At 45.1% G+C, this 18,925-nt stretch carries 12 protein-coding genes, 10 tRNA genes, 3 rRNA genes and 2 pseudogenes; 7 read left to right on the forward strand and 20 right to left on the reverse strand.

What is annotated here, in order from left to right; genetic code table 11:
- The first annotated feature begins 126 nt into the window (after nucleotides 1-126).
- The 5 genes from P7F88_RS13770 (at nucleotide 127) to P7F88_RS13790 (ending at nucleotide 7,260) form a co-directional block, all read left to right on the forward strand.
- Nucleotides 127-1,386 carry an HD-GYP domain-containing protein gene (locus tag P7F88_RS13770; RefSeq protein ID WP_277825591.1) on the forward strand — a complete coding sequence of 420 codons (1,260 nt, stop codon included), beginning with the start codon at nucleotides 127-129 and terminating at the stop codon, nucleotides 1,384-1,386.
- A gap of 557 nt (nucleotides 1,387-1,943) precedes the next feature.
- Nucleotides 1,944-3,495: ribosomal RNA gene (locus P7F88_RS13775) — 16S ribosomal RNA — on the forward strand.
- Nucleotides 3,496-4,046: 551 nt separating this feature from the next.
- A 23S ribosomal RNA gene (locus P7F88_RS13780) occupies nucleotides 4,047-6,937 on the forward strand.
- Nucleotides 6,938-7,034: 97 nt separating this feature from the next.
- Nucleotides 7,035-7,150: ribosomal RNA gene (rrf, locus tag P7F88_RS13785) — 5S ribosomal RNA — on the forward strand.
- The 16S, 23S and 5S rRNA genes sit together here with 1 tRNA gene alongside, the layout of an rRNA operon.
- Nucleotides 7,151-7,183: 33 nt before the next feature.
- Nucleotides 7,184-7,260: transfer RNA gene (locus tag P7F88_RS13790), tRNA-Asp, on the forward strand.
- 210 nt (nucleotides 7,261-7,470) lie between these two features.
- Here P7F88_RS13790 and P7F88_RS13795 read toward each other — a convergent pair.
- The 14 genes and pseudogenes from P7F88_RS13795 to mutY form a co-directional block, all read right to left on the reverse strand.
- Entirely contained in the window at nucleotides 7,471-7,959 is a 489-nt protein-coding gene (locus P7F88_RS13795) for a fasciclin domain-containing protein (RefSeq protein ID WP_277825593.1), read from the reverse strand.
- Nucleotides 7,960-8,129: 170 nt separating this feature from the next.
- Nucleotides 8,130-8,486 (reverse strand): 6-carboxytetrahydropterin synthase QueD, encoded by a 357-nt coding sequence (gene queD / locus P7F88_RS13800; RefSeq protein WP_277825595.1) that lies wholly within the window; start codon nucleotides 8,484-8,486, stop codon nucleotides 8,130-8,132.
- Between the two features lie 183 nt (nucleotides 8,487-8,669).
- Nucleotides 8,670-8,745, reverse strand: a tRNA-Asn gene (locus P7F88_RS13805).
- Between the two features lie 29 nt (nucleotides 8,746-8,774).
- Nucleotides 8,775-8,850, reverse strand: a tRNA-Thr gene (locus tag P7F88_RS13810).
- Between the two features lie 11 nt (nucleotides 8,851-8,861).
- Nucleotides 8,862-8,937 (reverse strand) — tRNA-Asn (locus P7F88_RS13815).
- Nucleotides 8,938-8,966: 29 nt separating this feature from the next.
- Nucleotides 8,967-9,042: transfer RNA gene (locus tag P7F88_RS13820), tRNA-Thr, on the reverse strand.
- Between the two features lie 53 nt (nucleotides 9,043-9,095).
- Nucleotides 9,096-9,171, reverse strand: a tRNA-Phe gene (locus P7F88_RS13825).
- A gap of 369 nt (nucleotides 9,172-9,540) precedes the next feature.
- A tRNA-Asn gene (locus P7F88_RS13830) sits at nucleotides 9,541-9,616 on the reverse strand.
- 28 nt (nucleotides 9,617-9,644) lie between these two features.
- Nucleotides 9,645-9,720 (reverse strand) — tRNA-Phe (locus tag P7F88_RS13835).
- A gap of 7 nt (nucleotides 9,721-9,727) precedes the next feature.
- A tRNA-Thr gene (locus P7F88_RS13840) sits at nucleotides 9,728-9,803 on the reverse strand.
- A gap of 52 nt (nucleotides 9,804-9,855) precedes the next feature.
- Nucleotides 9,856-9,931, reverse strand: a tRNA-Phe gene (locus P7F88_RS13845).
- 105 nt (nucleotides 9,932-10,036) lie between these two features.
- Nucleotides 10,037-11,176 (reverse strand): annotated as a pseudogene (gene mltC / locus P7F88_RS13850) (membrane-bound lytic murein transglycosylase MltC).
- Between the two features lie 55 nt (nucleotides 11,177-11,231).
- A complete protein-coding gene (locus P7F88_RS13855; RefSeq protein ID WP_277825597.1) occupies nucleotides 11,232-11,504 on the reverse strand; it encodes an oxidative damage protection protein in 273 nt (90 codons plus the stop codon).
- Nucleotides 11,505-11,514: 10 nt separating this feature from the next.
- A pseudogene (mutY, locus tag P7F88_RS13860) lies at nucleotides 11,515-12,566 on the reverse strand (A/G-specific adenine glycosylase).
- Nucleotides 12,567-12,738: 172 nt separating this feature from the next.
- On the opposite strand from mutY, the gene trmB reads away from it, so the two are divergent.
- Together trmB and glsB are read left to right on the forward strand one after the other, a co-directional pair.
- Nucleotides 12,739-13,458, forward strand: coding sequence for a tRNA (guanosine(46)-N7)-methyltransferase TrmB (gene trmB / locus P7F88_RS13865; RefSeq protein WP_277825599.1), 720 nt, complete (start codon nucleotides 12,739-12,741; stop codon nucleotides 13,456-13,458).
- A gap of 54 nt (nucleotides 13,459-13,512) precedes the next feature.
- Nucleotides 13,513-14,430 carry a glutaminase B gene (gene glsB / locus P7F88_RS13870; RefSeq protein WP_277825601.1) on the forward strand — a complete coding sequence of 306 codons (918 nt, stop codon included), beginning with the start codon at nucleotides 13,513-13,515 and terminating at the stop codon, nucleotides 14,428-14,430.
- Between the two features lie 22 nt (nucleotides 14,431-14,452).
- On the opposite strand, the gene hemW is transcribed toward glsB, so the two are convergent.
- From hemW to P7F88_RS13900, 6 genes are all read right to left on the reverse strand, one after another.
- A complete protein-coding gene (gene hemW, locus P7F88_RS13875; RefSeq protein ID WP_277825603.1) occupies nucleotides 14,453-15,604 on the reverse strand; it encodes a radical SAM family heme chaperone HemW in 1,152 nt (383 codons plus the stop codon).
- Nucleotides 15,605-15,619: 15 nt separating this feature from the next.
- Nucleotides 15,620-16,213, reverse strand: a complete 594-nt coding sequence (locus P7F88_RS13880) for an XTP/dITP diphosphatase (RefSeq protein WP_277825605.1) — start codon at nucleotides 16,211-16,213, stop codon at nucleotides 15,620-15,622.
- A 259-nt stretch (nucleotides 16,214-16,472) separates the two neighbouring features.
- Nucleotides 16,473-16,760: a DUF167 family protein YggU gene (yggU, locus tag P7F88_RS13885; protein WP_277825607.1), complete on the reverse strand. Its 288-nt coding sequence runs from the start codon at nucleotides 16,758-16,760 to the stop codon at nucleotides 16,473-16,475.
- Nucleotides 16,760-17,317, reverse strand: coding sequence for a YggT family protein (locus P7F88_RS13890; RefSeq protein WP_277825609.1), 558 nt, complete (start codon nucleotides 17,315-17,317; stop codon nucleotides 16,760-16,762). The genes yggU and P7F88_RS13890 overlap by 1 nt, the downstream gene beginning before the upstream one ends.
- Nucleotides 17,318-17,350: 33 nt before the next feature.
- Nucleotides 17,351-18,169 carry a pyrroline-5-carboxylate reductase gene (gene proC, locus P7F88_RS13895; RefSeq protein ID WP_277825611.1) on the reverse strand — a complete coding sequence of 273 codons (819 nt, stop codon included), beginning with the start codon at nucleotides 18,167-18,169 and terminating at the stop codon, nucleotides 17,351-17,353.
- Between the two features lie 28 nt (nucleotides 18,170-18,197).
- Nucleotides 18,198-18,908 carry a YggS family pyridoxal phosphate-dependent enzyme gene (locus P7F88_RS13900; protein WP_277825613.1) on the reverse strand — a complete coding sequence of 237 codons (711 nt, stop codon included), beginning with the start codon at nucleotides 18,906-18,908 and terminating at the stop codon, nucleotides 18,198-18,200.
- Nucleotides 18,909-18,925: the final 17 nt, after the last annotated feature.

Raw genomic sequence — 18,925 nt, forward strand, 5'->3', positions numbered from 1 at the left:
TTTCGCTTCATAACTATTACTTTATAATTTAAAGTTATGATTATTGTTTATGAATGTATTGGCTGCCTGGATTACACCCCCAGAATCTAGCCTTTGTTCAACCATAGAGCATTTTTTAAGGAAAAAGTGGCTAGTATCAAGATTACTGTAGACAGAATTAGACCGGGGCTGCACGTTCGTCTACCAGTAAAATGGAATGAGCACCCGTTTCTGTTTAATAGCTTTAAACTGAAATCACAAGAGCAGATCAACTTGATCAGGCACCTTGGGATTCAGCATGTCTTTATTGACCCTAATCAGAGTGATACTACTCCTCTTCCTGTTGAAGAATCTGTTGGTGTTAAAGAAAGCAAAGAACAAGCTGACGCAATAAACAGAGAAGCAAAAAAAATGTGGGATGAAAAACAGTCTCGCATCGACAAGCTTAACAATTATAGAAGAAGAGTTATTGCGTGTGAAAAGGAGTTTGAACGTTCCCTTTCTCAATTACGTTCAGTGATGAGCAAAATTCGAAATCGACCAGAATCGGCTGTAGAAGAAGCGACAGTAATGGTTGATGATATCGTCGAAAAACTGCTTTCAGACGATAACGTTACTCTTCATTTAATGAATGGAAAAAGTGAATTCGAAGATATCTACTTTCATTCACTCAATGTGTCCATTTTGGCCATGATGATAGCTAAGAGTAAAAAGCTATCGAGTAAGGCTATCAAGGAAGTCGCGTTTGGTGCGCTGTTCCATGATATCGGTAAAATCAAAATACCAACGGCGATTCTGCGTAAAACGACTCCTTTATCAGGTCCAGAAAGTAATTATCTAAAGTTACATACTAAATATGGCCAGGATATGGCAGAAGCCATAGATGGCTTTCCAGATAGTGCTAAGAATATAATTTCACAGCATCATGAGTTTATAGATGGTTCTGGTTATCCCGATGGGAAAAAAGGGGATGACATTGACGAACTGGCTCAGATCGTTGCTGTTGCGAATGCCTATGATAACTTGTGCCATACCAATATCATCGCAGAACAAAAAGTACCTTATACGGCCTTATCTCATCTGTATAAGAACTGCCAACGCCAATACAATGCAGAAAATCTCAATATCTTGATCAAGTTCATGGGGGTTTATCCTCCAGGGACGGTTGTTCATCTGTCTAATAAGATGGTTGGCTTAGTTATTTCGGTTAACTCCAGCAATATTCTTTGTCCTAACGTTCTTTTATATGATCCTAACGTACCTCGCACACAGGCTCCTATTGTTGATCTGGCGGATAAGGATATAAAGATAGAAGGTGCAGTGTTACCAGCAAAACTTCCAGATGCTGTTAGAGAATACTTAAATCCAAGATCTCGTATCTCTTATTTCTTTGATAGCGATGATTAATCAAAATCAATAGTTATCCACAATACTTTGTGGGTAACTTGTTCCTTTTTAGTGTCTAAGTCTGTATATGATAAAAAGGCGAAAAAAGTGCACTTTTTTCAATAAAAGTATTGCCAAAGAAAATCTGCTCCCTATAATGCGCTCCTCGTTGGCACGGGGAACTTCTTAAAAGAAACTTCTACTACCAACAAGCGGAATAGAGAAATAAATAACTTAAAAAAGTGTTTGACACGCTAAGTTATCTCGCTAAAATAGCCGCCCACTTCAACGGAAAAGCTGAAAGGCTTAAAACTGAAAGTTTTAGTTGAAGTTGCTCTTTAACAATTTAAACCTATCAATCTGTGTGGGCACTCGTTGATGATAATCAAAAGCGAAACTTCGGTTTCAACTTGATTTCAATGATACAGAGTGACCAATTCAAATTGGGAATCAGCCTTGAGCTGTTTTGTTTTACTTTTTTAAAAGTGAAAACCAATAAGAGCACAGTCAATTCAAACATTACTTAGCTATTTATTAGCAAAAGAATGTTCAGTATTCATTGAGTCGAACAAAATCTTAAATTGAAGAGTTTGATCATGGCTCAGATTGAACGCTGGCGGCAGGCCTAACACATGCAAGTCGAGCGGAAACGACAACATTGACTCTTCGGATGATTTGTTGGGCGTCGAGCGGCGGACGGGTGAGTAATGCTTAGGAATTTGCCCAGTCGAGGGGGATAACTATTGGAAACGATAGCTAATACCGCATACGCCCTAAGGGGGAAAGGAGGGGATCTTCGGACCTTTCGCGATTGGATAAGCCTAAGTGAGATTAGCTAGTTGGTGAGGTAAGAGCTCACCAAGGCGACGATCTCTAGCTGGTCTGAGAGGATGATCAGCCACACTGGAACTGAGACACGGTCCAGACTCCTACGGGAGGCAGCAGTGGGGAATATTGCACAATGGGCGCAAGCCTGATGCAGCCATGCCGCGTGTGTGAAGAAGGCCTTCGGGTTGTAAAGCACTTTCAGCAGTGAGGAAGGTGGTGAGCTTAATACGTTCATCATTTGACGTTAGCTGCAGAAGAAGCACCGGCTAACTCCGTGCCAGCAGCCGCGGTAATACGGAGGGTGCGAGCGTTAATCGGAATTACTGGGCGTAAAGCGCATGCAGGTGGTTAATTAAGTCAGATGTGAAAGCCCGGGGCTCAACCTCGGAAGGCCATTTGAAACTGGTTAACTAGAGTACTGTAGAGGGGGGTAGAATTTCAGGTGTAGCGGTGAAATGCGTAGAGATCTGAAGGAATACCGGTGGCGAAGGCGGCCCCCTGGACAGATACTGACACTCAGATGCGAAAGCGTGGGGAGCAAACAGGATTAGATACCCTGGTAGTCCACGCCGTAAACGATGTCTACTTGGAGGTTGTTCCCTTGAGGAGTGGCTTTCGGAGCTAACGCGTTAAGTAGACCGCCTGGGGAGTACGGTCGCAAGATTAAAACTCAAATGAATTGACGGGGGCCCGCACAAGCGGTGGAGCATGTGGTTTAATTCGATGCAACGCGAAGAACCTTACCTACTCTTGACATCCAGAGAAGCCAGCGGAGACGCAGGTGTGCCTTCGGGAGCTCTGAGACAGGTGCTGCATGGCTGTCGTCAGCTCGTGTTGTGAAATGTTGGGTTAAGTCCCGCAACGAGCGCAACCCTTATCCTTAATTGCCAGCACTTCGGGTGGGAACTTTGGGGAGACTGCCGGTGATAAACCGGAGGAAGGTGGGGACGACGTCAAGTCATCATGGCCCTTACGAGTAGGGCTACACACGTGCTACAATGGCGCATACAGAGGGCGGCTAACTTGCGAGAGTAAGCGAATCCCAAAAAGTGCGTCGTAGTCCGGATTGGAGTCTGCAACTCGACTCCATGAAGTCGGAATCGCTAGTAATCGTAGATCAGAATGCTACGGTGAATACGTTCCCGGGCCTTGTACACACCGCCCGTCACACCATGGGAGTGGGCTGCAAAAGAAGTAGGTAGTTTAACCTTCGGGGGGACGCTTACCACTTTGTGGTTCATGACTGGGGTGAAGTCGTAACAAGGTAGCCCTAGGGGAACCTGGGGCTGGATCACCTCCTTAACGATAAGATTGTTGTTGATTAGTGTCCACACAGATTGATTAGGTTTAATGTAATAGAGTATCTTAGGAGCTTATATCGAAATCTCCTATCTAGATTGCTCTCTTAGAGCAGTTACCTATAGTGGTGGCTATAGCTCAGCTAGGAGAGCGCTTCGCTGGCAGCGAAGAGGTCATCGGTTCGATCCCTTAGGCTACCACCATTATGTTCTATGAAATAAAACAAACATCATCAAAGGTTTCTCTAACGAGAAGTTTTCATGATGTTTTGTACATCTAGCTCTTTAACAATTTGGAAAGCTGACGAATAACAACAATCCCCATATCAATTGATATGCGTTGTTATTCAATTAAAAGTTCTCAAATCCTATGTCTTTTAAAGATGTAGGTACCAACACACATTCAAGTGTTCTTGGGAATCTTACATTTTATGTAAGTATTCATATTTGAGTCCGGCAAAATCGTGTCTGCATCATGTTTAAATAATTGCAGACAACTTTGGTTGTTTGATTAAACAATCTTAAAGGTTTCTTCGAAACTCTTTGGGGTTGTATGGTTAAGTGACTAAGCGTACACGGTGGATGCCTTGGCAGTCAGAGGCGATGAAAGGCGTATTAACTTGCGATAAGCGCAGATGAGGTAGTAAAAACCACTTGAGTCTGCGATTCCTGAATGGGGAAACCCAATTGCATAAGCAATTATCATTAACTGAATACATAGGTTAATGAGGCGAACCGGGGGAACTGAAACATCTAAGTACCCCGAGGAAAAGAAATCAACCGAGATTCCGAAAGTAGCGGCGAGCGAAATTGGACTAGCCCTTAAGCGTTTAATGGTTCAGGTGAACAAGCTGGAAAGCTTGGCGATACAGGGTGATAGCCCCGTAACCGACAAACCCTTTTACGTGAAATCGAGTAAGGCGGGACACGTGATATCCTGTCTGAATATGGGGGGACCATCCTCCAAGGCTAAATACTACTGACTGACCGATAGTGAACCAGTACCGTGAGGGAAAGGCGAAAAGAACCCCTGTGAGGGGAGTGAAATAGAACCTGAAACCGTGTACGTACAAGCAGTAGGAGCCTCCTTGTGGGGTGACTGCGTACCTTTTGTATAATGGGTCAGCGACTTATATTCAGTGGCAAGGTTAACCGTTTAGGGGAGCCGTAGGGAAACCGAGTCTTAACTGGGCGCTCAGTCTCTGGATATAGACCCGAAACCAGGTGATCTAGCCATGGGCAGGTTGAAGGTTGAGTAACATCAACTGGAGGACCGAACCGACTAATGTTGAAAAATTAGCGGATGACTTGTGGCTAGGGGTGAAAGGCCAATCAAACCTGGAGATAGCTGGTTCTCCCCGAAAGCTATTTAGGTAGCGCCTCGGACGAATACTACTGGGGGTAGAGCACTGTTAAGGCTAGGGGGTCATCCCGACTTACCAACCCTTTGCAAACTCCGAATACCAGTAAGTACTATCCGGGAGACACACGGCGGGTGCTAACGTCCGTCGTGGAGAGGGAAACAACCCAGACCGCCAGCTAAGGTCCCAAATTATTACTAAGTGGGAAACGATGTGGGAAGGCTAAAACAGCTAGGATGTTGGCTTAGAAGCAGCCATCATTTAAAGAAAGCGTAATAGCTCACTAGTCGAGTCGGCCTGCGCGGAAGATGTAACGGGGCTAAGTAATAAACCGAAGCTGCGGCTGCTAGCATTTGCTAGCGGGGTAGGGGAGCGTTCTGTAAGCCGTTGAAGGTGGTCTGTAAGGGCTGCTGGAGGTATCAGAAGTGCGAATGCTGACATGAGTAACGATAAAGGGGGTGAAAAACCTCCTCGCCGGAAGACCAAGGGTTCCTGTCCAACGTTAATCGGGGCAGGGTAAGTCGACCCCTAAGGCGAGGCCGAAAGGCGTAGTCGATGGGAAACGGGTTAATATTCCCGTACTTCTTACAATTGCGATGGGGGGACGGAGAAGGCTAGGTGGGCCTGGCGACGGTTGTCCAGGTTCAAGTGCGTAGGCTTGAGAGTTAGGTAAATCCGGCTCTCTTTAAGGCTGAGACACGATGTCGAGCATCTACGGGTGTGAAGTCATTGATGCCATGCTTCCAGGAAAAGCCTCTAAGCTTCAGATTGTAAGGAATCGTACCCCAAACCGACACAGGTGGTCGGGTAGAGAATACCAAGGCGCTTGAGAGAACTCGGGTGAAGGAACTAGGCAAAATGGTACCGTAACTTCGGGAGAAGGTACGCTCTCGACGGTGAAGAGATTTACTCTTGGAGCTATTGAGAGTCGCAGATACCAGGTGGCTGCAACTGTTTATTAAAAACACAGCACTGTGCAAAATCGTAAGATGACGTATACGGTGTGACGCCTGCCCGGTGCCGGAAGGTTAATTGATGGGGTTAGACCTTGTGTCGAAGCTCTTGATCGAAGCCCCGGTAAACGGCGGCCGTAACTATAACGGTCCTAAGGTAGCGAAATTCCTTGTCGGGTAAGTTCCGACCTGCACGAATGGCGTAATGATGGCCACGCTGTCTCCACCCGAGACTCAGTGAAATTGAAATCGCTGTGAAGATGCAGTGTACCCGCGGCTAGACGGAAAGACCCCGTGAACCTTTACTACAGCTTGGCACTGAACATTGAGCCTACATGTGTAGGATAGGTGGGAGGCTTTGAAACACTGTCGCCAGATAGTGTGGAGCCATCCTTGAAATACCACCCTTGTATGTTTGATGTTCTAACTTAGCCCCATTATCTGGGGTGAGGACAGTGCCTGGTGGGTAGTTTGACTGGGGCGGTCTCCTCCCAAAGCGTAACGGAGGAGCACGAAGGTGGGCTAATCACGGTTGGACATCGTGAGGTTAGTGCAATGGCATAAGCCCGCTTGACTGCGAGAATGACAATTCGAGCAGGTGCGAAAGCAGGTCATAGTGATCCGGTGGTTCTGAATGGAAGGGCCATCGCTCAACGGATAAAAGGTACTCCGGGGATAACAGGCTGATACCGCCCAAGAGTTCATATCGACGGCGGTGTTTGGCACCTCGATGTCGGCTCATCACATCCTGGGGCTGAAGTCGGTCCCAAGGGTATGGCTGTTCGCCATTTAAAGTGGTACGCGAGCTGGGTTTAGAACGTCGTGAGACAGTTCGGTCCCTATCTGCCGTGGGCGTTGGAGAATTGAAAGGGGCTGCTCCTAGTACGAGAGGACCGGAGTGGACGAACCTCTGGTGTTCGGGTTGTCATGCCAATGGCATTGCCCGGTAGCTAAGTTCGGAATCGATAACCGCTGAAAGCATCTAAGCGGGAAGCGAGCCTTGAGATGAGTTCTCCCTGGCACTTAAAGTGTCCTAAAGGGTTGTCGTAGACTACGACGTTGATAGGCAGGGTGTGTAAGCGTTGTGAGGCGTTGAGCTAACCTGTACTAATTGCCCGTGAGGCTTAACCATACAACACCCAAAGGGTTTTGTGGGCTCAGAGCCAAGAATATTGAATGTGTAACTACAGAACTAGAATTAACATCAGTTTTCCGAATTAAAGAATTTGCTTGGCGACCATAGCGTTGTGGACCCACCTGATTCCATGCCGAACTCAGAAGTGAAACGCAATAGCGCCGATGGTAGTGTGGGGCTTCCCCATGTGAGAGTAGGACATCGCCAGGCTTTAAATTTAGACTCTTATAGTCTAACCAGTGCGGAGCGGTAGTTCAGTTGGTTAGAATACCGGCCTGTCACGCCGGGGGTCGCGGGTTCGAGTCCCGTCCGCTCCGCCACTTATTTCAACCCGATGCGAAAGCGTCGGGTTTTTTAATGTCTGAAATTTACGCCCTTCGGTCGTACGAGTCCCGCAGGAAGGCCAGCCCGATGACCGCAATCCCGAACTAGGCGTTCCCACCGTTCCGCCACTTCTTCTAAAGCCTTAACTAGGTGTCCCCGACGTAAGACAAGGCTTTTTTGCGTCTGGTGCTCCCTGAATCTGAGGGCTACCTCGGCAATATCACGCTATCAATCACGTGAATCACTCCGTTACTTGCTAAAACATCTGTAGCGACAACGTTGGCATTGTCTATCATCACGCTGTTGCCTGATGTCGAAACCATGATGTTCTGACCTTGAACGGTAGCTGCACTGTTGATTCCAACTACATCTGAAGCCATTACCTTCCCAGGAACAACATGATAGGTAAGAACTGCAATTAGTTGCTCTTTATTCTCGGGTAGAAGAAGACTGTCCACAGTTCCCTCTGGTAGTTTTGCAAATGCTTCATCTGTAGGTGCAAATACCGTGAATGGGCCATCTCCTTTAAGAGTGTCAACAAGTCCGGCTGCTTGTACCGCTGCAACCAGTGTATTAAAGGAGCCACTTTCTACGGCAGTATCGACAATATCTTTTTTCATCGCGTAACTACCTCCGGCAAATGATGACAGGCTAATAGCGAAGGTGAAAATTGCGGTAATAAGTTTCTTAAACATGATCAATTCCTTTTCTAATGATGTTCACCTGATTGGATGAAATTCTTAAGGTGATACGAGGTTCTTAAGAAAAGGGATCAAGATTATTTTTGAGAAGGACGGTGGTTGAGAAAAGTTATTTGGGTAGGATAGAAGCCCTGAGCTTTTTCTCAGGGCTTTATAAAGTCGAATTAAGGGCGATACTCGGCCCATGTCTTAAGCGTTTCAGAAACCGCTACAGCAGCAATTTCAGGCCAGCGATCTTTGCACCAGTCATAAAGGTGTTTAGCTATTCTTTCTGCCGTGGTGTTATCTTCGCCCAGAACCTCGTTCAGGTGCCTGTGATCTAAGGTGCCATCGATATACTCTTTTAAGTCAGAAAGCTCTCTGTAGTCTCTTACGAAGCCTGTTTGGTTTAAGGTTTCTGAAGCCAGCTCGACGATAACTTCATAGTTATGTCCGTGAAGGCGAGTGCATGGATGATCTTCAGGCAAACCCATTAATTGATGAGAAGCTGAGAACTGGAAAGATTTACGGATTCTGTACATAGTGCATTGTCCTTCAGATGTTCATATACAATGCAGCACTACATCTTCAGCATCACTGAAGACGGTGTTTTTTACCTGGTGCTACGACAGGGCACAAAGAGTTTGTGCAGCGCGAAGTCTATCATTTATTCGCGTTTAAAACGAAAAAAGCTGCAGCAAATGCTACAGCTTTTTTCTTAATGATGGCTCCCCCTGCGGGACTCGAACCTGCGACATACGGATTAACAGTCCGCCGTTCTACCAACTGAACTAAGGGGGAACAAATTTTTATCTCTTACGAGAAATAAATGGTGCCGACTACCGGAATCGAACTGGTGACCTACTGATTACAAGTCAGTTGCTCTACCTACTGAGCTAAGTCGGCACACTAAATAGTGGCTCCCCCTGCGGGACTCGAACCTGCGACATACGGATTAACAGTCCGCCGTTCTACCAACTGAACTAAGGGGGAATAAATTTTTGTCTCTTACGAGAAATAAGTGGTGCCGACTACCGGAATCGAACTGGTGACCTACTGATTACAAGTCAGTTGCTCTACCTACTGAGCTAAGTCGGCGCACTATATTCAATTATTTGATATTTCGACTATTGAAGCACCAAATACAAAAATGGTGCCCGGAGGCGGAATCGAACCACCGACACGAGGATTTTCAATCCTCTGCTCTACCGACTGAGCTATCCGGGCGCGGTGTGTATTAAACGGTTTTTCGGCTTTCAGGTCAATAGAAAAATAGAAAAAAATGCCTGTTTGATGATTTTCTATACTTAATGGGTGATTTATGACAGTTAATTATACTTGGAGTAGTGATTTCAATGTTTGGAGACAAAGTGAATTTTAGTTATGGGAGTGTTAATACGTGTGTTGGAGGCTTGGAAATACTGGAAAAGGGGGTAGTTGGTTACTATTTAGTTTGACTTGTTTTAACAGAAATCGATTGCAGTCAAATTGAAAAGGATACGATTGGGCAGTCTCCTATCAGTTGCATTGATTTCGGAGAAATCAGTCGCATTGAAACCAAAAAAGCCAGGTCTTGCGACCTGGCTTTTGGAAAAGTGGCTCCCCCTGCGGGACTCGAACCTGCGACATACGGATTAACAGTCCGCCGTTCTACCAACTGAACTAAGGGGGAACAAATTTTTATCTCTTTCGAGAAATAATGGTGCCTCGAGGCGGAATCGAACCACCGACACGAGGATTTTCAATCCTCTGCTCTACCGACTGAGCTATCGAGGCAAAAGAATGGTGCCGACTACCGGAATCGAACTGGTGACCTACTGATTACAAGTCAGTTGCTCTACCTACTGAGCTAAGTCGGCACACTTTATTCTTTTACTACTGTTCGTGACTAGCACCAACAATAAGAAATTGTGGTGCCCGGAGGCGGAATCGAACCACCGACACGAGGATTTTCAATCCTCTGCTCTACCGACTGAGCTATCCGGGCGACGGAGCGCTATTAAACGGATTTTCGGGCGCTACGTCAACTTGTTTTTGAAAAAAATAGTAAATTTGTGACTGTTTGATGTGAATTTAACCACTTTGCTCAAATTCAACTCTTTCCGTTATTAAAATCCTTCTTGTATCGGGTCACTTTCTTTAGATAATTTCTTGCTTCGGCATTCGAATGTTTGTTGGTTAAAGCCCAGTAAACCTGATTTGGTTGAAGAGAATTCAGCCTTTTCATTGCATTGGAACGGCTATTACGATCAAACGTGTTTAATACGCCACCGGTTCCTCCGTTGTATGCAGAAATCATGCTGTACTCTAAAGATAGTGGATGACCGACACTCTTTAAGTAACGATTTTTGAGAATGTAGAAATATGCTGTTCCAGTATCGATATTGTTTTCAGGGTCAAAAAGGTATTCGGGGCTTGGTATTCCCGAACGTTTTTTCACCAACTTAAATACGTCAGCGCCAGCGGTTTTAGGTACAACCTGCATCAATCCATAAGCATTTGCCCAGCTCACAGCATAGGGGTTGAAGCTACTTTCCGTTTTGATGATGGCGTAGATAAGATCTTCTGGAATGTCATACCGTTTTGAGGCTCGCCTTACTATGTCTGCATATTTGTAACTACGCAGTTCATAGTGTTCTTTAACCATAGGTATCTGAACATAGTAAGCTTTTTTGTAGTCAACGGTTTTGGTTTGTAGCTTGTTTGCTATCAGGTAATCCGCGAATCTGTTTGCGCGCCATGACCACTGTATGGCCTTGTTATCCTGGTCCACTACCTGCTGATATAAAAATGGTTCCCCTTCTAGTTTGATATCTGATGAGGAGAAAAGGTCGACATGAGCAGGATCATCCGGTGTAAGAAGGGTGGTTACGATAGCCGTTTTAAGGTGTCTTTGGGGATCGGTTGGCGAAACGGTTTCTATCGTGATCATACCGTTTGAAAAGTTAACTTCCGCCCGGCTGAGATAGTTATCGATATACTTTACGTAGTTTGACTTGCCTGCAATCCGAATCTCAGCACGCCCCCATTTTTTTCAATAGAACCGGAGAAACTATTAATCAGGGCATCTAAAGCCGCAGTATCTTTTTGAAATTGTCCCGGAAGCTGGGCCAGATTTTTAGCAAAACGGTTAGTCGGCTCGTAGTTTGGACTGTAGACATAGCGCTTCAATAAACTCGCGGCTACATCCTGCGAGCAAAAATGGCAAAATCAGATAGAAGAATTTTTTCATAGTACGGCTATAAACAGAAAAGATGGCAATTAGCCATCTTTTAAACTAGATTCAATTACTCTGAGGGTGGTGTGTAGCCGTCAATCACGACGTCTTTACCTTCGAACAGAAACTGCTCCATTTCGGTTTCAAGCAATTTTCTGTGCTCAGGGTCCATCATGTTTAGTTTCTTTTCATTAATCAACATCGTCTGCTTGCTTTGCCACTGAGCCCAGGCTTCTTTGGAGATATTTTCAAAAATCTTTTTGCCTAGTTCACCCGGATAAAGTTGAAAATCCAGACCATCTGCTTCTTTTTTAAGGCGTGCACAAAATACGCTGCGGCTCATAATTATTCCTTTAGTTCAATTCAAAGGGTAAGGCTTCAATTAACTGCTTTACTGGAGCAGCTAAACCTACTTCTTCTGGTTGAGATAAGTTATACCAGAGACCTTTCGTTCCTTCCATTATCAAATCGGGCTGTTTATTGAGTTTTACTAATACTGGCGTGATATCCAGGTGATAATGACTAAACGTATGCCTGAATGCGATCAGCGTCTGGACTGAGTCGATACTTCTATCGGTTATTAGGCGACTATCAAGTTGTGTTTGTATTTCTTTGCTTCCATTTTGAGGAAAGCAGAATAGTCCACCCCAGATGCCGGACTGTGGCCGTTGTTCAAGCCAGACATGGTTGTCATAACAAAGCATCACAAACCAGGTTTCACGTATCGGTTTCTCTTTTTCGGCTTTTTGCCCGGAAAGTCCAGTTGTCGCTCCTGCTTCTTGGCCGCACAAGTCGCTTCAACTGGGCACAGTCCGCACTTAGGTTTGCTTCTTGTGCATACCATCGCCCCCATATCCATCATTGCCTGATTATATTTATCGACGTCGATTTGAGGGGTATGTTGTTCCGCGATCTCCCACAACTGGTTTTCGACTTGTTTTTTACCCGGCCAACCTTCGATAGCAAATGCTCTGGAAAGCGTTCGTTTTACATTGCCATCCAGTATCGCATGCGGCTGTTTTAACACCGATGAGAGTACAGCAGCAGCGGTAGAACGACCAACTCCCGGAAGCGCGTTTACTTCTTCAATATTGGTTGGGAAGTTACCCTGATACTGATCTCTTATTACCTGAGCCGCCTTATGCAGATTTCTGGCTCTGGCGTAATAGCCTAGTCCTGTCCATAGATGAAGCACTTCATCCTGATTCGCGTTAGCGAGATCGGTAATGGTTGGAAACCGTTCAAGAAACCTTTCAAAGTAAGGTATTACCGTAGTTACCTGAGTTTGCTGAAGCATAATTTCAGATAGCCAAACCTTATAAAGTGTTTTCTCTTGTTGCCACGGAAGTTCTTTACGACCGTAAGCGTCGTACCAGGTTAATATTGCCTTTGCGAAAGGTGTCACGACATACTCTGTATTGGTTTTATTTTGGCTGGAAATTGCACCACAATTATCACGCTGTGTAAAACAGACAAAGAGTATGGGTATTTAAGGCGATTAAAGCTTGCACAGAAGGCAGATCTTTGGATAATTCCCGCTCTGACTAAAATCTCACTCAATTAAACAGGCAAAATTCATGAGCGAAGTGACCACAAACGAATATAACGAAGATGGCAAATTGATACGTAAGGTGCGTAGTTTTGTACGTCGGGAAGGGCGTTTAACGAAAGGTCAGGAAAAAGCGATGAATGAATGCTGGCCTACAATGGGTATTGATTACAAAGAAGAGCTTCTAAACTGGAATGAAGTGTTCGGTAATGATAATCCGGTTGTACTGGAGATTGGGTTTGGTATGGGTGCATCGTTAGTTGAAATGGCTAAGAATGCTCCTGAGAAGAACTATATCGGTATTGAAGTTCATAGTCCGGGTGTTGGTGCTTGTCTTAGCTCTGCCCAGGAAGCGGGTGTAACAAACCTTAGAGTTATGTGTCACGATGCGGTAGAAGTGTTTGCAAATATGATTCCTGAGGGTAGCTTGTCTACTTTGCAGTTATTCTTCCCTGACCCGTGGCATAAAAAGCGTCATCACAAACGTCGTATCGTTCAGCTAGATTTTGCAGAGATGGTGCGTACGAAACTGATCCCGGAAGCCGGTATCTTCCATATGGCAACAGACTGGGAAAACTACGCAGAGCATATGATTGAAATTATGAATCAGGCTCCAGGCTTTGAAAATATTGCCGAAGACGGTGATTACATCCCTCGTCCGGATGAACGTCCGCTAACTAAGTTTGAGGCTAGGGGGCACAGGCTTGGGCATGGCGTCTGGGATATTAAGTACAAACGTACAGTTTAAGTTTTCTAGAGAGCCGACATTATGTTGGCTCTTTTGGTCTTAGTGGGAGTAGATATGCCAACACAAGAAATGTTATCGGATATTCTGGATGAAGTCCGTTCATTAATTGGTCAGGGAAAAGTCGCTGATTATATTCCAGCGTTGGCTAAGATTTCCGGTGGCAAGCTCGGCATGGCTATCTACACCAATGAAGGTGAAATATATAAAGCAGGAGATGCGGATGAGGCGTTCTCCATCCAGTCTATATCAAAAGTTCTGAGCCTGACTTTGGGAATGATGGTGTATGAGTCGGATGAAATCTGGCAACGTGTAGGTAAAGAACCTTCTGGTCAGGCATTTAACTCATTAATCCAGCTGGAAATGGAGAAGGGAATCCCACGCAATCCATTTATTAATGCAGGCGCTATTGTTATTACCGATATGCTTCAGAGTCGCTTTTCTGCACCCAAGCAAAGGTTACTTGAGTTTGTAAGGAATCTTTCAGGGGAGACTCATATTGTTTATGACAAGATTGTAGCGGCCTCTGAAATGATGCACAGTGACAGAAATGCGGCAATCGCTTATCTGATGAAGTCCTTTGGTAACTTTGACAATGACGTGATTCCGGTGCTGAACAACTATTTTCATGCATTCGCATTAAAGATGAGTTGCGTGGATCTGGCTAAAACGTTTAGTTACCTTTCGAATCAGGGAGTATCTGTTGAAACTGGCCGACAGATCATTACGACACAACAGAGCAAGCAGCTGAATGCGCTTCTGGCTACGTGTGGCCTGTATGATGGTGCTGGCGAGTTTGCTTACAGGGTTGGTATGCCCGGCAAATCAGGCGTTGGTGGCGGCATCATGGCTGTGATTCCGGGAGAAATGACAATCGCGGTTTGGTCTCCTGAATTGGATGACTCCGGAAATTCTCTTGCTGGAACCGCTGCGTTGGAGTTACTTACAACCAAACTCGGGCGATCGATATTTTGAATAGATAAGGGGAGTTATCCCCTTACATAAAGCCTTCTAACAGATCGTTTAGGAACAATTTGCCTTTTTTCGTGATCTGCCATTCTGCTTCAGTTTCTTCCAGATACCCTTTATCGAAAGCCCAGTCTAACTGCTCCTGAATGGCTGAAAAATCCAGGCCAGTTCGCTCTTGAAATTCATTCTTAGGGCATGTTTCCATTAACCGGAACCGATTCATAAAGAACTCAAACGGACGGTCCTCTGCTGCGACTTGAGTTTCGCTATCCAGATATGGTTTAAGCAGGTTCAGGTAGCCTCTTGGGTGTTTTACTTTGGTTGTTCTGATAATCCTGCCATCTTCAAAGCTCAGCTTTCCGTGTGCGCCACAACCAATACCCAGATAATCTCCAAACCTCCAGTAGTTGAGATTATGCTGACACTGATAGCCCGGCTTGCTGTAACCCGATATTTCATATTGAACGTAACCTGCTTCAGCTAGTTTTTTATGACCCTCGTCGAAAATATCCCAAAGATCATCGTCATTTGGTAATTCAGGCGGTTTTGAATAGAACAGGGTATTTGGCTCTATGGTTAGCTGATACCAGGATAGATGAGGGGGATTTAGCTCTATCGCTTTATCCAGGTCACTAAGTGCCTGCTCTACAGACTGATCCGGTAAGCCATGCATCAGATCCAGATTAAAGCTCTTCAATCCAATAGTGTGTGCCAGTTTGGCTGCATTTATTGCTTCGTTCTCTCCATGAATTCTGCCCAGCTTTTCTAGTTTGCTTTGCTCGAAGCTCTGTACGCCAATGGAGATACGCGTAACACCTTGCTTTTGGTATTGTGAAAAGCGTTCAGCCTCGATGGTTCCAGGGTTGGCTTCCATGGTGATTTCGATATCGTCTTTAAATGAGATGCGTTCTTGAACTCCATTAAGCAGACGACCAATCTCTTCTGGTGAAATCAGGCTTGGAGTACCACCACCGATAAATATTGAGTGCAGCTTGCGGCTGTCATTCTTTAGCTTGTAGTTTTCGATATCCTTATCAAGATCTTCAAGAAGAGCATCAACATACTGTTGTTCTGGTATCTCACCTTTTAATGCGTGAGAGTTGAAATCGCAATATGGGCACTTTTGAACACACCATGGGATGTGGATATAAAGACTAAGAGGTGGTGGGGTGATTTTCATTGTATCTTCAAATCATTACTTCTGGGATAACGTTTCGAAAAGCTGTTTTAGGGCTTTGCCTCGGTGTGATAATTTCTTCTTCTCTGAACCTTCCAGTTCAGCAGAAGCACACTCTTTTTCTGGTACCCAGAATACTGGATCATAACCAAAGCCATTTGTACCTCGAGCCTCGGTAAGAATGTGACCTTCCCATTTACCATGGCAAACAATTGGTGTTGGATCGTTTTCGTGGCGCATAAGCACCAGAACACAATGGAAACGTGCTGTACGCTCTTCTTCAGGTACACCTTCCATCTCTACTAGAAGCTTTTCCAGATTCTTCTGATCGGTCGCGCCTTCACCTGAGTAACGAGCTGAGTAGATGCCCGGAGCGCCTTTCAGGTAGTCCACTTCTAAGCCTGAATCATCTGCTATTGCTGGCAGGCCAGTCTCTTTTGCTGCATGCCGAGCTTTGATAATCGCGTTTTCAATAAAGGTAGTTCCCGTTTCTGCCACTTCAGAAACGTTAAACTCACTTTGTGCTATTACTTCAAAGCCGAAATCAGCCAGTAAGTCTGCCATTTCACGGACTTTACCCTGATTACCTGTCGCTAAAACTATTTTGCTCATGTGTATTCTCTTTTTAAGTTTTAGGTCTCGCTGCTACGCTCTATGGTGCAACGCATACCTTAATCTGAGATTTTTACGCCTAATATGCATTCCCACGGAGGACCGTGAGGAACGACAAAAAACTGTCATCCCGGATGAGCCTATGCGAATTCCGGGGTCTGGTTGAAACAATACTTTTGATTCTATTAGATTCCCGCCTTCGCGGGAATGACGATATTGAGATTTGTTGTCTGTGTATAGGTATGTTGCGGTATTGGGCTTATAAGAGGGCTTGTATTTCAGATGGTATCAAAGCAGGAGAATGAATCCGCACCTGCTTGTGCCTGCCCAATTCACCCTTCTCAATATCAATCTGCCCCTTAGCCACTTTAAACTGCTTACTTAACACCTTTGTCAGGTGAGCATTGGCTTTTCCGTCTACTGGAGGCGCAGTAATCGCAATTTTCAGTTCTTCACCGTGCAAGCCAACAATTTTATCTCGGCTGGCTTTAGGCTGAATATAAAGGCGAAGCACTAAGTCTTCGCCTTCCATAACTACAGCAGCCATTATAGCTGGTGCCAGATAGGGCCAATAAGGTCCGCCATCAGAAAGTTAGCAAACTGAAGGCCGATAAATAGAACAAGCACGCTCAGGTCAAGGCCGCCCATAGCAGGAATAATTCGGCGAATTGGACCAAGCATCGGTTCAGTTAGCTGATGGAATACATACTCGATAGGGCTACGACCCTGGCTTACCCAGCTCATAATTGCTCGAAGTAATAGTACCCAGAACAGAAGACCGCCAGCAGCTTTTACTAAGGATAGAAGAGCTAGCAGAGGGAAGCTGGCATCAAATACAACGTTGCCACCGGAAGCGATGGCTATTAGAGCAACGAACTTAATAGTGCAAAGCACATAAGCAAACAGAATGGTCGCTAAATCTATACTGCCGATAGAAGGAATTGTTCTGCGCAGTGGTGCTACAACCGGTTGAGTTGCTTTAACGACAAACTGAGAGAACGGGTTGTAGAAATCAGCCCTTGCTGCCTGAAGCCATACTCTTAGTAATACCACCATGATGTACAAGTCAAACAGGGTGGATATAAGAAAACTCATTGAACTCATTATTAAACCTTTTAGTAGTTTAGGAGAATTTGTTTAAAATAATTTTTCCATCTCTTCAGCTCTCTCTACCGCAGCAATCATTGCTTTAGATACAATCTCGGTAAGCTGATTTTCATTAAATACTCGTAGCGCTTCTGCCGTGGTACCGCCTTTAGAAGTTACTTGTTCACGCAACGTAGACAGTTCAGTATCAGCGTTAGCGATAACCATCTCTGCTGCGCCTAGAGCCGACTGCTGAACTAGCTGTCGGGCTGTATCTTTATCGAAACCCTGAGCAATGGCTTCTTTCTGCATCGCTTCCATAAATAGGAAGAAATAGGCTGGTGCACTGCCTGCTGCTGCGATAACGCCATTAATCCCTGATTCTTCATCAACCCAGCAAACTTCACCCACAGCTTCCATTAGCTGGCCTGCGAAAGTTTTATCAGAGTCATCAACAGACTCAGCTGCAAATAGCCCGCTCATTCCTTTACCAACTAAAGCGGGTGTATTTGGCATAACACGCACCAGCTTTAGTTTAGTCTCCAGGAACTCGTTTAGGCGCGAAGCTGAAATACCAGCTGCTATAGAGATAACAAGTTTGTCAGAAAAATCGATACCAGTCAGGCCACCACATACCAACTCCATTAACTGAGGTTTTACTGCCAGCACGATGACATCTGCATTTTGTGCTGCTTCGAAGTTATCTTTTGTGGTGTTTACATCATAAAGCTGTGTCAGTAAATCACGCTGCTCCTGATTTGGATCGGTTGCAGTGATGCTTTTAGAGTCATAGCCACTAGCAACAAGCCCCGCGATGATAGAGCGAGCCATATTACCAGCTCCAATAAATACGATTTTTCTGTTTTCCATACCTTTCTTCCTTAGGCTGTGCTGCTTGTTATTTTTTGTTGGAATAATCTCTGGCACCAAAAATGGCAGTACCGATTCTTACCATTGTACTACCTGCTTCAACGGCTGCCTCTAAATCTCCGCTCATCCCCATTGAAAGGGTATCCAATCCGTTATAGCGGGATTCTAATTTGTTTTTCAGTTCAGCAAGCTGGTTAAAAGCGGCTAGCTGAGATTGGTAGTCGGATACGTTAGCTGGAATCGACATCAACCCTTTTAAAGTGAGGTTTGGCAACGAAGAAATCAACTCAGCCAGAGCAAAAACTTCTTCTTCATTGGTTCCCGATTTTGATTCTTCACCACTGGTATTTACCTGAATCAGGACTTTTAAAGGTTCTAGTGAGCCCGGACGCTGATCGTTTAAGCGCTGCGCTATTTTGGCTCGGTCTACAGAGTGAACCCAGTCAAAGCTTTCTGCAACTTGTCTGGTTTTGTTGGACTGCAAAGGGCCGATAAAGTGCCATTCCAGATTTTGCTCTGCGTGGTGTTCTTTGAAATACGCGACTTTCTCTACACCTTCCTGAACGTAATTCTCACCAAAAGCTTTCTGACCCGCTTCGATTGCCTGCTCTATAGCTTCTATTGGTTTGGTTTTACTTACCGCCAGCAGTTGCACGGAAATTTGTTGTCGACCACACTTAACTTCAGCAGTGTGGATTTGTTTGATGACCTGTTCAATATTTTGTTGAATACTAGACATAAATAACTTTTTAGGAA

The sequence above is a fragment of the Vibrio hannami genome, assembly GCF_029589055.1.
Taxonomy (GTDB): Bacteria; Pseudomonadota; Gammaproteobacteria; order Enterobacterales; family Vibrionaceae; genus Vibrio; species Vibrio hannami.